Origin of the sequence: Marinobacter sp. DUT-3, assembly GCF_050379435.1 — a bacterium.
GTDB lineage: Bacteria > Pseudomonadota > Gammaproteobacteria > Pseudomonadales > Oleiphilaceae > Marinobacter.
In genome coordinates this window covers 361,520-373,812 of sequence record NZ_JBNRMG010000001.1, presented here as the reverse complement: position 1 = coordinate 373,812, position 12,293 = coordinate 361,520, and the positions used below count along the sequence as shown (strand labels likewise).

The 12,293-nt window shown below is 60.1% G+C and carries 11 protein-coding genes; 5 read left to right on the top strand and 6 right to left on the bottom strand.

What is annotated here, in order from left to right:
• The first annotated feature begins 104 nt into the window (after positions 1–104).
• A complete protein-coding gene (locus ACQUWM_RS01725) occupies positions 105–2,375 on the top strand; it encodes a molybdopterin-dependent oxidoreductase (RefSeq protein ID WP_428920976.1) in 2,271 nt (756 codons plus the stop codon).
• Between the two features lie 64 nt (positions 2,376–2,439).
• On the opposite strand, the gene ACQUWM_RS01720 is transcribed toward ACQUWM_RS01725, so the two are convergent.
• Together ACQUWM_RS01720 and ACQUWM_RS01715 are read right to left on the bottom strand one after the other, a co-directional pair.
• Positions 2,440–3,165: a hypothetical protein gene (locus tag ACQUWM_RS01720; protein ID WP_428920975.1), complete on the bottom strand. Its 726-nt coding sequence runs from the start codon at positions 3,163–3,165 to the stop codon at positions 2,440–2,442.
• On the bottom strand, positions 3,162–3,668 hold the full coding sequence (locus ACQUWM_RS01715) for an RNA polymerase sigma factor (RefSeq protein WP_428920974.1): 507 nt from the start codon (positions 3,666–3,668) through the stop codon (positions 3,162–3,164). The genes ACQUWM_RS01720 and ACQUWM_RS01715 overlap by 4 nt, the downstream gene beginning before the upstream one ends.
• Positions 3,669–3,795: 127 nt before the next feature.
• Here ACQUWM_RS01715 and ACQUWM_RS01710 point away from each other — a divergent pair, with 127 nt between their 5' ends.
• Complete coding sequence (locus tag ACQUWM_RS01710) at positions 3,796–5,115, top strand: S8 family serine peptidase (protein WP_428920973.1); 1,320 nt, start codon at positions 3,796–3,798, stop codon at positions 5,113–5,115.
• Positions 5,116–5,125: 10 nt separating this feature from the next.
• Here ACQUWM_RS01710 and ACQUWM_RS01705 read toward each other — a convergent pair whose 3' ends face one another.
• The 4 genes from ACQUWM_RS01705 to ACQUWM_RS01690 form a co-directional block, all read right to left on the bottom strand.
• Positions 5,126–6,094 carry a surface lipoprotein assembly modifier gene (locus ACQUWM_RS01705; protein ID WP_428920972.1) on the bottom strand — a complete coding sequence of 323 codons (969 nt, stop codon included), beginning with the start codon at positions 6,092–6,094 and terminating at the stop codon, positions 5,126–5,128.
• A gap of 66 nt (positions 6,095–6,160) precedes the next feature.
• Complete coding sequence (locus ACQUWM_RS01700) at positions 6,161–6,670, bottom strand: hypothetical protein (RefSeq protein ID WP_428920971.1); 510 nt, start codon at positions 6,668–6,670, stop codon at positions 6,161–6,163.
• Between the two features lie 96 nt (positions 6,671–6,766).
• A complete protein-coding gene (locus tag ACQUWM_RS01695) occupies positions 6,767–7,372 on the bottom strand; it encodes a GNAT family N-acetyltransferase (protein WP_428920970.1) in 606 nt (201 codons plus the stop codon).
• Between the two features lie 31 nt (positions 7,373–7,403).
• On the bottom strand, positions 7,404–8,384 hold the full coding sequence (locus tag ACQUWM_RS01690) for a helix-turn-helix domain-containing protein (protein ID WP_428920969.1): 981 nt from the start codon (positions 8,382–8,384) through the stop codon (positions 7,404–7,406).
• Positions 8,385–8,395: 11 nt separating this feature from the next.
• Here ACQUWM_RS01690 and ACQUWM_RS01685 point away from each other — a divergent pair, with 11 nt between their 5' ends.
• Genes ACQUWM_RS01685 through ACQUWM_RS01675 form a run of 3 tightly spaced genes read left to right on the top strand, consistent with a single transcriptional unit; the run spans position 8,396 to position 12,280 of the window.
• Positions 8,396–9,871 carry an alanine/glycine:cation symporter family protein gene (locus ACQUWM_RS01685; protein ID WP_428920968.1) on the top strand — a complete coding sequence of 492 codons (1,476 nt, stop codon included), beginning with the start codon at positions 8,396–8,398 and terminating at the stop codon, positions 9,869–9,871.
• Positions 9,849–11,252, top strand: a complete 1,404-nt coding sequence (locus ACQUWM_RS01680; RefSeq protein ID WP_428920967.1) for an aspartate ammonia-lyase — start codon at positions 9,849–9,851, stop codon at positions 11,250–11,252. Before ACQUWM_RS01685 ends, ACQUWM_RS01680 begins: the two co-directional genes overlap by 23 nt.
• Complete coding sequence (locus ACQUWM_RS01675; RefSeq protein WP_428920966.1) at positions 11,249–12,280, top strand: type I asparaginase; 1,032 nt, start codon at positions 11,249–11,251, stop codon at positions 12,278–12,280. Before ACQUWM_RS01680 ends, ACQUWM_RS01675 begins: the two co-directional genes overlap by 4 nt.
• Positions 12,281–12,293 lie beyond the last annotated feature (13 nt).

Below are 12,293 nucleotides of genomic sequence, written 5' to 3'. Positions count from 1 at the left end.
TGCCTTTGGCCGTTAAATAAACGATCGTTTATTTAACGGCCATTGAGTTAACCAGGCAACCAAATCCCCACGCTCCGGCGCCAGGGAATTATAACGAGGTCATCATGACGACTACCGACACCACCGCCTGTATCCTCTGCTCCCGCAATTGTGGTCTGAGCGTGGAGATCGACGATAACCGCTTCAAGAAGATCAAAGGCGATAAGGCGCACCCCTTCAGCCAGGGCTATATCTGCCAGAAGGCAGCGCGGCTGGAGCATTACCAGAACCACGATGACCGCCTGACCACACCACTACAGCGCCAGAGTGATGGCTCCTTCAAGCCGGTAAGCTGGGACGAAGCGCTGGACGATATCGCCCAACGACTGGTGGCGATCCGCGATCAGCACGGCGGTAACGCCTTCGCCTTTCTCGGCGGTGGCGGCCAGGGCAACCACCTCGGCGGCGCCTACAGCCGGCAACTGCTGGCAGCGATGAAGAGCTACTTCAGTTACAACTCCCTTGGCCAGGAAAAAACCGGTGATTTCTGGGTCAACGGCCGCCTGTTCGGTAAGCAGACCTGCCACACCACTGAAGATGTGGAACACGCGGACTACGTGCTTTTCATCGGCACCAACCCCTTCCAGGCCCACGGCATTCCCAATGCCCGCGACACCCTGAAGCACATCAAGAAGGACCCCAACCGCACCATGGCAGTGGTGGATCCGCGCCGCACCGAAACCGCCAAAATGGCGGATATTCACCTGCAACTGCGCCCCGGCACCGACGCTTACCTGATGAGTGCCATGCTGGCGATCATCGTCACCGAGGGCCTGCACGACCGGGACTTTCTGGCCAAACACTGCCGGGGCTTCGATCAGGTGGAAAAGGCCCTGCGCGCCATCCCCATTGCCGACTACGCCGCCCGCGCAGATGTGCCGCTGGCCACCCTGGAGGAGGTTGCTCGGGGTTTTGCCAAAGCAGACAGCGCCTGCGTGCGGATCGACCTGGGCATCCAGCAGACCCTCAATACGACCCTGAACGGCTACCTCGAAAAGCTGCTCTATCTGGTTACCGGCAACTTCGGCAAACCTGGTGGTAACAACCTGCACACGATGCTGCTGCCGATTCTTGGCGACACCGACGAGCGCAACCCCAAGTACAGGCGCACCGCCCACCACCGGATGTTCCCCATTGCCGGCATTTACCCACCCAATATCCTGCCGGACGAAATTCTTCATCAAGGCGAGGACCGGATTCGAGCAGTATTCGTGGACAGTGCCAACCCGTTAGTGACCTGGGCGGACACCCGGGCCTATGAGAAGGCATTTGCGTCCCTGGAGCTGTCGGTGGTGATCGACGTGACCCTCACCGAAACAGCCCGCGCCGCCCATTATGTGCTACCCGCTTCCTCCCAGTTCGAGAAGTGGGAAGCCACCGGCTTCAACCTGGAATTCCCGGTGAACGGCTTCCACCTGCGCCATCCCCTGTTCCCGCCAAAAGAAGGCACCCTGCCGGAGCCAGAAATCTACACCCGGTTGCTGGAAAAAATGGGCGTACTACCAGAGTGTTTTCCGAAACTGGAACGACTGGCACGACTGGAAGCCAAACGCGGTCAGTACCTGGCGACCCTGGCCGCCCTCGGTACCCTGCTGGCCAGAAACCGTCAATGGATTCCCCAAGCCGCATCGATTGTCTACCGCACCATCGGCAAAACCCTGCCGGACAACGCCGCCGCCAGCGCACCGCTTTTGGCCCTCACCCACGTCTATGCCCAATTGCACTATAAGGCAGTAAAACGTGCCGGGCACCAGGGCAACCGCCTGACGCTGGGCTCCAACCTGTTCCAGGCTATTCTCAAAGGCCGCTCCGGCATCACCCTCAGCGAACATCGCTTCACGGATATCTGGTCGCTGATCGCCCACAACGATCGCCGAGTTCATCTGGCCATACCGGAAATGCTTGACGAGCTGGCCGGCCTGACAGCCAGCATCACCGATCAGGCTTACCCCTTTGTGCTGATGGCCGGCGAGCGGCGCAGCTACAACGCTAACCAGATCTACCGCGATCCGGCCTGGCGTAAAGTAGATCCCCATGGCGCCATGCGTATGCACCCGGAGGATGCCGAGCGGCTGGGTATCGGAAATGGCGACAAGGCGCTGTGCCGTTCCGCCCGGGACAGCATCGAGGTAGTGGTGCAAGTGGATGACAGCGTGCGTACCGGCATGGTCACCCTACCCCACGGCTTTGGCATGCGTTATAAGGACAGTGCGCCGGTCGGCCCTGAACTGAACCGGCTCACCGATAGCCAGCACTGCGATCCTCTGTCACGCACCCCGTTCCACAAACATGTGCCAGTGCAGATCGAGAAGTGCTCAACCGCAGGAGCAGTATGACCTTGGAACCCCGTCGCACAAAAACCATGTCCGGTATTCAACCCTGCGGCGTCAGCTCAAGCTGTTACCGGTCACCCCACTCATGTTGGATCAGAGCACGCTCGGCATCGGGCCCGATTGGAACGTCTGCCATCATCCGGTCCAGCGTCTGGTCAAGTGCGCTTCCCCCACTGGCCGTCTGATAGGTATCGGGCGCGGCGACGGGTTCGCCTTCCACCTGCGCCACACGTTCCCAGGTGCCCCCATCACTGCGGCAGGCAATCTGCTCCGACACAGAGCCCCCTATGTCCAGACGGAACTGGCGGCACCACTCCCCGGACTGGCTCCGGAACGTCAGCCTCGGTGTCAGTGTTGTCTCACTATCCAGCTGATAGACCTCGCCGCTGGGCTGATTGTCCAGAATGCGCGCCACCGCAGGCCACGCCGGATCTCCGTCGGATGGCAGGGTCAGCCATTGTGTCAGCGCCACCCCCGCAATCACCGCAGCAGCGACCGCCTTACCGGTGCGCCCCTTAACCCTGCGCCACCATGGAAACATGACCACATTATCCTTTGCGGGCGCGACATTTTTAGAAGGCTCCGCCTTGAGCATACCGATCACCGAAGCCGGCATAGGGCGCTCGTCGATCGAACCATAATGCACCTGCAGCTCAGCATCCACCGATGCCAGCTCCGCCAGACGGTCTGCCAGCGCGGGATTCTCCGCCAGCCGGTCCCGAACCGCTTCCATCTCTGCATCGTTCAGCTCGTTGTCGAGGAAAGCCGACAGGGTTTCATCAGTTATGTTCATGCATCGGTCCTCATGGTTACAGGCGACAACGTCTCACTCAGTGCCGCCCTGGCACGGGCCAGCCGACTCATCACCGTGCCCCTGGGCACCCCCAGGATTTCGGCCACAATCTTGTAGGGCATCCCCTGGATCGCCACCAGGGAAATGATCTGGCGCTGATCCTCCGGCAGCCGGGCCATGGCCGCATCCACCCGGTTCCACTCAATCGATTTGGTGGTCTGATGCTCACCATTCACCACCTGCCCCTCACTCAGCTCCGGGCGCTCTGATGCTTCCCGCCGAACCTTTCTGGCCCGGCATTCGTCTATCCAGACATTACGGCAAACCCTGAATGCCCACTTGGTGAGGTCGGCGTCGTCCGGGGTACCCCGGGTCAGCAAACGCTCAACCGTATTCTGCAGAAGGTCATCGGCATCGGCCATGGAGCCTGTCAGCGAATAGGCAAATCGTCGGAGCCTGGGTAGTAGTTCGGTGATTTCCTGTTGCATAGCCTTCTTTTTCAATCGGTGTTACCTGTAAAACGGATCGGCAACCGGTTTATTCCATCAACAAAGGAATTTTTTCCGCACCGGGCCGTTGTAACCTGTGAAACACACTCAAATCCGGACTGGCGCGATGAAAGCTCACTTCATGACACACTTGCTCCCCGTTATTGCTCTCTATTCGCTTGCCACACCAGCTCTGGCATTGGGTGGAGGCAGTCTTCCGGATACCCAGGCAACCCAGATCACCCGGCAGGTGGAACAGAAAGCGGGACGGGTGGTAGAGCGGGCCATGGACAGACGCCTTGAGAAACGCGCTGAGGCAAAGGCCAACAGCGTCAGGGAGCGACTTGCCGAACTGCCCCGGGCACTTTCAATAAACACGACCACAGGACAGAAAGCGTTCAATGAGGTAGCGCTGGACGATGGCTTCCGGGCCGTTGAACGTCAGTGGCTTGTCACAGGCACGGCTTCGGACATGGACAGCCTCAGCCACCCGGGAATCACTCTTCTGGAACGACGCGAGCTGTCCGGACTGGGGATGACCGTAGCCCGGTTCCGGGTCAGTCCTGAACTGGATTCCCGTGAAGCCCTGGAAGGCGCTTTACCGGAGCTGGCCGACCGGCTGGACCGAAACCATATTTTTGAGCCACAGGCCGGGCCTGAAGCAGCCGGCCCCGAGCCGGACCTTCCTCAGTGGCAAAGCCTCTGTGATACGCCTGCTCGTGTCGGAATGGTGGATACCGCCATTGCCACCGACCACCCGGTGTTCAGAAACGCACAGATCGAGCAGCAACGCTTTCTGGATTTGGCCGATGTGGAAGGTGAGCTTCGGGAGCCCAGGATCCATGGCACCGCCGTCGCCAGCCTGATGGTGGGTAGCCGCGCGGATCAATGGCCCGCCCGGCTGCCGCAGGCCACAGTGTTCAACGCCTCGGTATTCTATGACCGGGAACGCAACCTCTCCGGTGCCACCCTCGGGCATCTGCTGGAGGGTCTGAACTGGCTGGCCGATCAGGATCTTTCGGTCATCAACATCAGCCTGACAGGCCCGGATAACCGGCTGCTTGCCACGGCAGTGGAGACCCTCCGGGAACAGGGCATCCTGCTGGTGGCGGCCGTCGGCAATCAGGGGCCCGCCGCCCCGCCATTGTATCCGGCGGCCTATCCGGAGGTAGTGGGTGTGACGGCAGTGGATGCCTCAGGCGAGCTTTACCGATGGGCAAACCGGGGGGAGCAGGTGCTGTTCGCCGGCCCGGGGGTGTCTGTTGCCGTGGCGCACCCCGATGGCGACATGGTCGCGGACAGCGGCACCTCGCTGGCAGCACCGGTGATCACCGCCGCCCTCGCCTGCCGCCGCGGCGATCAGTCGACGGACCAGGCTATCAAAGCCCTGACTGAAGAAGCCAGGGATCTGGGCAAGCAGGGCCGTGACACCAGCTTTGGTCACGGCTTCCTGGACCTGTGACAAGGGATGGTCAGAAATCTGCCCGGAGCGAAACGCCCGCCACAGTCTTGTCATAGTCAGCGGAGTCCACATTGGAGGTGTAATTACCCCATGAGATGCTGGGCTCCAGGCTGAACACTTCGTTGAGACCGATCCGCCAGCTTGCTTCCAGAATACTCGCTTCGTCCGACCGTTTGCTTGTCGAACGCTCCCTCAGGTCACCGGTCAGAGGGTCATTCAGCAAGGGATCCGAGCTGGTTACGGTGACCTCGTCGTACTCACGGTCCTCGTAGCGCCAGCCAAAGCGGAGCCTGTTGTCCTCTCCTCCCAGGGTGAACTTGTGTACCAGTGCCAGCCGAACCCGCAGCAGGTCATTGTCATAGGCGTCTGACTTCGCATCCTCGCGGTCACCATCAAGACCGATCAACAAATGGCTTCTAGCCTGATTGAAAAAGAAAAATGAGTCCAGGCTGACACCGCGAATGTCCGCATCCCGGGCCTCGCTGTCATCAAAGTCCTTACTCTTGTCCTGCAGGCTGGCCAGCAGGTAGACGTCCTCCCCGATGAGACGCCCCAGGTAGACGCTGGCCCGATGGAAATCCAGGAACGGGTCCGAGCCCAGGGTCGCGTGGGAATAGTGATAGCTGGTGCCAACGGTTACCGGATCAAATTCGTAACTGATATCAGCCGACAGCAGGTGAATATCCTGATCGAACTGATTCAGGTTCTGGTATCGCCTGCCTGACAATGAATAACCGAGGGTCACGTTCAGCGCCCTGGTGGGTTTCAGCACTCCCTCAAGGCCGGCATCAAACACCGAGGCCTCATCACTTTGATCGGAAGAGGTGTTGAGTTCATCCACGGTCACATTGCTGTCATGTTCGAAACCGCCCTCAAGGTGGCCGTTCAACCGCGCATGCTCCTCCGCCTGGGCCACCAGGGACGGCACAGCGATGCCAAACGCCAGGGGTATAATCAAAATGCGTGGAATTGATTGCATGTCTGCTCCTTGTCGGCAGCTGAAAGAAGGCCGGGCACGGTGGCCCGGCCGATCCGAAGTGAATCGTTACAGTGAGCCGCCACTGGAACCTTTTACGGTCCCCTTGACGGTATTCTGTACTTCACTCCTGACGCTTTCAGACACAGACGTGCCGATTTGCTGATTGGTTTCAGCCCGAATCTCGGCATTTCGCGCCTCTTTCATGCGCTCCTGCGCCTGCTGGCGCACTTCACCGGCCTTATCCGCGGCCGCATCCGCAGAGGCAGTGGCGGTGCTGCGAACCTTCTGGCCGGTTTCAACGCCGGCTTCTACTGCCTGTTTGGCGCTCTGACGGGCCTGGTTACTGACGGCCTCGCCTTGCTCGGAGGCCTCATCACGAGCCACTTCGCCGTTAGCATCGCCTTCCGCATTGGCCGACGCACTACCGTTGGCGGAAACGCCGTTGCGGGTACTGGCTTCAGCGTTCATGTTGGCCTCGGCCTCCGCCCTGGCATTAGCCGCGCCGGAGCCTTCAGCAGCCAGAGCCCCAGTGGAGAGAATGGAACAGATTGTGATCGTCAGTAGATGTTTTTTCATGGTTACTTCCTCCTGATTTACCCTTATCGGGTGGCTTTCATCAGGAGGACGGTTGGGGAGAAGGTTTATTCCAGAAAAACAGCGAAACGATGAAAATTAGCGGTATGAATCCAGCTTGTGCATCAGGCTTTGTTTCACAACAGGCCACTCAAGATTAATGATGGAAAATACCACCGTGTCACGGTAGCCACCATCCGGCATTCTTTGATGGTTACGTAAAACCCCATCCTGCTTGGCACCTAATCTCGCAATCGCAGCCCTGGACTCCAGATTATGCCAATGGGTTCGGAACTCCACGGCTATGGCATTCAGATCCTCAAAAGCATGGCCCAATAACAGCAGCTTGCACTCCGTATTGACCGGGGACCGCTGATAGCTTTTGGCGTACCAGGTGTAACCAATCTCGACGCGATTGTTCTGGCTATCCGCATTGCAAAAACGTGTTGAGCCAATGACCTTGTTGGATGCTTTGTCGATGACGACGAACGGTAACGCCCTACCCGCTTCTTTTTCAGACAACGCTTTTTCAATGTAGCTGTGAATGGTGTCGCGTCCGGGCACACCGGTAAACCACAGCCTCCAAAGCTGACCGTCTGACGCCGCTTCCACCAGTGCGTCAGCGTGGTTCCTGTGCAGTGGAGCCAGCTTGACCGTGTCAGATTCCAGAACGACATCCCGAAGCCATCGGTTTTCATCCATCATTTCAAATTCCTTTTATTGGGTACATTTCCGATCAATGCCGGGCGCGAAACAGGAACTCCCCCGCCACCATGTCATTGTGGACGGCCTCCAGGATGGAGGGATCCAGGGCGTCTCCCCGTAAATCGTGCAGGCCGCAGCTCGCGAGAGCCTTACGCACCCGCACGTTGGGCCCCAGGTATTCATAGAGCACCCGTGCGCAACAGGGCATCCGTTCGCTGTTATCAGACACACCGATCTTAAGCCCGGTGAGCCGGCTCAACCGGTTGCGGAAGCTGGGAAACAGGATGGTCTGAGTGATCTCGTGACGATTCAGGGTTTCATAGTCCACCAGGAACAACCGGTCCGTCAGCAGGTAGGCCACCCCCTGATATTGGTTGTGACAGTACGGTTCGTGCTTGCTGGGACGCATCCGCTCGGTACGCTGGAACACCACCTGGTCGCCCCGACGTTCCAGGCAGACCAGGTTCTGCAGCAGCTTGCCCGGTGTCGACATCGACAAATAGTACTCGTAATAATAGCCGAGGTAGCGATCTATATCGTTGCGCCCTTCCTGCCCCAACTGATCCAGGTGTTCGAGGAGGGTGTCATCATTCCCCTGCCGTTTCTTCTCGGGAACGGGCCTTACCCGTACCAGCCGCTGGAACTGCCAGTGCGGCAGCAGGATTTCCTGTTCATCAACCCCGAAGAAGTCGCACAGACGGCGCAGGATATTCGCCGAGGGCCTGTGCTGACCACTGAGGTACCGGTTAAATTGCGGGCGGTTGATGTCCAGACGACGGCACACCTCCGCAATCGACTTGTAGTAGCTGCACAGCAACCTGAGGTTCTGAGCCAGGTCCTGATGCGTGCCGCCATCATCCATCGTGTTCGCCCTCTCATCCGGAAGCGCCAGCCTGCGCTGACGCGTGTTGGCGCTAATGGTGCGCCAGATCGCACCATGTTGACGCCAGTCTACGAATTCTACCAGTCGCCCCGGGCTGGTTAAATAAAACCTCCTGATAAAAACAACCACCGGAGTTCCCTATGTTGGAGTTACTCAATGACCTGCTTTGGGGCAAGGTCCTGATTGCCCTGCTCGTTGCCGTTGGCATCGGCTTTACCGTTGCTTCCCGCTTCGTCCAGTTCCGCTACTTTGGCCGCATGTTTCGCATCCTTAGCGCCAGCCAGGCTTTCCAGCGAGACAAACACGGCCATCTCAGCTCTTTCCAGGCCCTGTTACTGTCTGTCGCCGGCCGTGTCGGCGGGGGTAACATCGCAGGCGTGGCGGTGGCCATCACTCTCGGCGGCCCCGGCGCGGTTTTCTGGATGTGGGTCGTTGGCCTGATGGGTATGGCCACCAGTTTCCTCGAATGCTCCCTGGCCCAGACCTACAAGCAGGCAGAGGCCGACGGCACCTACCGCGGTGGCCCGGCACACTACATCGCCCGGGGCATGGGCCCGAAATGGAAATGGCTGGCGGGCGTGTACTCGGTGTTGCTGCTGATGACCTTCGGTTTCGGCTTTACCGCGCTGCAGTCCTACGCCGTGGCCACCTCTGTGGACGACGCCTTTGGGGTGCCAGTCGTTGCGACCGGCATTGCACTCGCGGTGCTGGTCGGTGTGATCATCTTCGGCGGGGTAAAACGCATCGCCCGTGTGACCGAATTTCTGGTGCCGATCATGGCAGGCGGCTACCTGCTGATTACCACGGTCGTGCTTGCCCTGAACCTGGAGCAGATCCCCGATGTATTCATGCTCATCGTCAACAGCGCTTTCGGGCTTGAGCCGGTTGTTGGCGGCGGCATTGGCGCAGCCATCATGATGGGCGTCAAGCGTGGGCTGTTCTCCAACGAGGCAGGCTTGGGCAGTGCCCCCAACGTGGCAGCGGTTGCCTATGTGCCCCACCCGGCCAACCAGGGCGTGGTGCAGTCGTTCTCAGTGTTTATCGACACGCTGATCATCTGCTCCTCCACCGCCTTCATTATCCTGCTCAGCGGCATCTACGAGCCGGCGGGCATGGGCGATGTGGGCGGCGTAGCGCTGACCCAGTCTGCCCTGGCAGATCATGTCGGCGACTGGGGCCGCAGCTTTGTGAGTATCGCGCTGCTGCTGTTCGGGTTCAGCACCATCCTCTACAACTACTACCTGGGCGAGAACAGCATCAGCTTCTTCAATTCCGCCAACCTGAAATTCTTCAACATCTTCCGGGTCGCCGTCATCGGCCTGGTGTGCTGGGGCGCCACCACCGACCTGGGCACCGTCTTTGGTTTCGCCGATGTCACCATGGGGCTGCTTGCCCTGGTCAACCTGATCGCCCTGCTGTGCCTGTTCAAGCCTGGGCTGCGCGTGCTGAAGGATTTTGATCAGCAGATCGCCGCCGGCATTGAACAACCGGTGTTCGACGCCGCCCGCTTCAAGGATATGAACGTGGACGCCGCCGCCTGGACCATTGAGCCCGAAGATCTTGAACGTATCACCTCGCAGGAAATAGCTACCAATGAACACCCGTCTCGAACATGATCTCCTGGGCGACCTGGCGGTGCCCGCAGACGCCTGGTACGGCATCCAGACCCAGCGCGCCCTGGACAACTTCGCCATCACCGGCGTGCCCATAAGCCACTTCCCGGATTTTGTCCGCGCTCTGGCGATGGTCAAGAAGGCTGCCGCGCTGGCCAACCGGGACCTGGGGGTACTCGCCCCCCACAAGGCGGAAGCCATCGTGGAGGCCTGCGACGACATCGTCGCAGGCCAGTTGCACGACCAGTTCGTGGTGGACCTGATCCAGGGTGGAGCCGGCACCTCCACCAACATGAACGCCAACGAAGTGATCGCCAACCTGGCACTGACCAAGCTGGGCCATAGTCTCGGGGACTATCAGCACCTGCATCCCAACGATGACGTTAACCGCTCCCAGTCCACCAACGATGCCTATCCGACCGCAGTGTGCCTCGCGGTCCAATTCGCTGCCGCCCCCCTGGAGCGAGCCATCATTCAACTGAAGGAACGACTGGAGGCGAAAGGCCGCGAATTCGCCGATGTGGTGAAGATGGGGCGCACCCAGTTGCAGGACGCCGTGCCCATGACCCTGGGGCAGGAGTTCGAGGCCTTTGCCGTCAACCTGGGCGAGGATATCGACCGCCTGCACGAAGCCAGCCTGCTGCTGTGTGAGGTGAACCTGGGCGGCACCGCCATTGGTACCGGCATCAATACGCCTCCCCGCTACCAAAGTCTGGCAGTGAGCTACCTGGCGGAGATCTCCGGCAAACCGCTGGTGTCCGCCAGCAATCTGGTGGAAGCCTCCTCCGACATGGGCGCCTTCGTACTGTTCTCCGGAATACTCAAGCGCTTCGCTGTTAAGCTCGGAAAAATGTGCAACGATCTTCGGCTGCTGTCCAGCGGGCCAAGAACCGGGCTCGGCGAAATCATGCTGCCAGCTCGCCAGCCGGGCTCTTCCATTATGCCCGGCAAGGTCAATCCCGTGATCCCGGAAGCCGTCAACCAGACCGCCTACCAGGTGATCGCCAGCGACCTGGCCGTCACCATGGCAGCGGAGGCAGGCCAGTTGCAGCTCAATGCGATGGAACCGCTGATTGTCTACAACCTGCTGAACTCCATGAAAATGCTGGAATCCGCCTGCACCATGCTCGACGAGCGCTGCATCAAGGATATCCGCGCCAATGTCGAACAGTGCGCCCGCCACCTGGACAACAGCATTGGCATCATCACCGCGCTGGTGCCCCGGATTGGCTACGCCAATGCCACCCGCATTGCTACCCAGGCGCTGAACTCCGGGGCCACTGTGCGTGAACTGGTGCTGGCCGAGTCGCTGCTGCAACCGGAAGAACTGGACCGCCTGCTCAGCCCCCGTTCAATGCTCGCCCCGGTCGGAGACAGCGCATGAACCGCAAGTTGCTGGTGGTCTACACCGGGGGCACCATCGGTATGGTGGCCTCCGGCAAGGGGTACGTACCCAGCCCGGATTTCCGGGGCCGACTGCAGAGGCACCTTGACCTGCCGGGCCTGGACGTCATCGAACTGGACCGGCTGATCGACAGCGCCAACCTCACCCCATCGGACTGGACCGGCATCGCCCGGGTGTTGGAGAGCCACTGGAACAGCTACGACGGCTTTGTGGTGCTTCACGGCACGGACACCATGGCCTACACCGCCTCTGCCCTCTCCTACATGCTCTGCGGTTGCGATAAACCCGTGATCCTGACCGGTGCCCAGATTCCCCTGGACCAGGACCGGAGCGACGCCCTGGATAACGTGACCACTGCGCTCGCCATGGCGGCCATGCCCCACCTCCGGGAGGTTTGCATTTACTTCCGCAACCGTCTGCTCCGTGGTAATCGGGCACGGAAAATCAGCACCAACGGGCTCTGCGCATTCGACTCCCCCAATGCACCCTGGCTCGGCGACGCTGGCATTGAGATCAGGCTTCGGGACGAATGGCTGTTACCGCCAGGCCTTCCGGACTTCCATATACCGGAGTTCGACAACCGGGCCGTGGCAACACTCACCCTCTATCCTGGCATTCCCGCCGAGCTGATCCAGGCGACACTGGGACTGCCAGGCCTTCAGAGCCTGATCATCCACAGCTACGGCGCGGGCAACCCGCCCGACGCCAACCCCGCCCTGATCCAGGCCCTGGAACATGGCGTCAATCAGGGATTCACCATCCTGAACATCACCCAATGCTTGCAAGGCAAGGTGTCCCAGAACGCCTACGCAACTGGCGCAGCGCTGGACAGAATCGGCGTTATCCCCGGCTCGGATCTAACACCAGAGGCGGCCTTCGCCAAGCTGCACTACCTGTTGGCCACAGGTCATAAGGGGCAGGAACTCAGGAATGGCCTGATGCAGCCATTGTGTGGCGATAGTGGGAAGCCGCCCCATCGTTCCGAACCCGATTTGCTGTTAGACTAAGCCACGGGCGTCG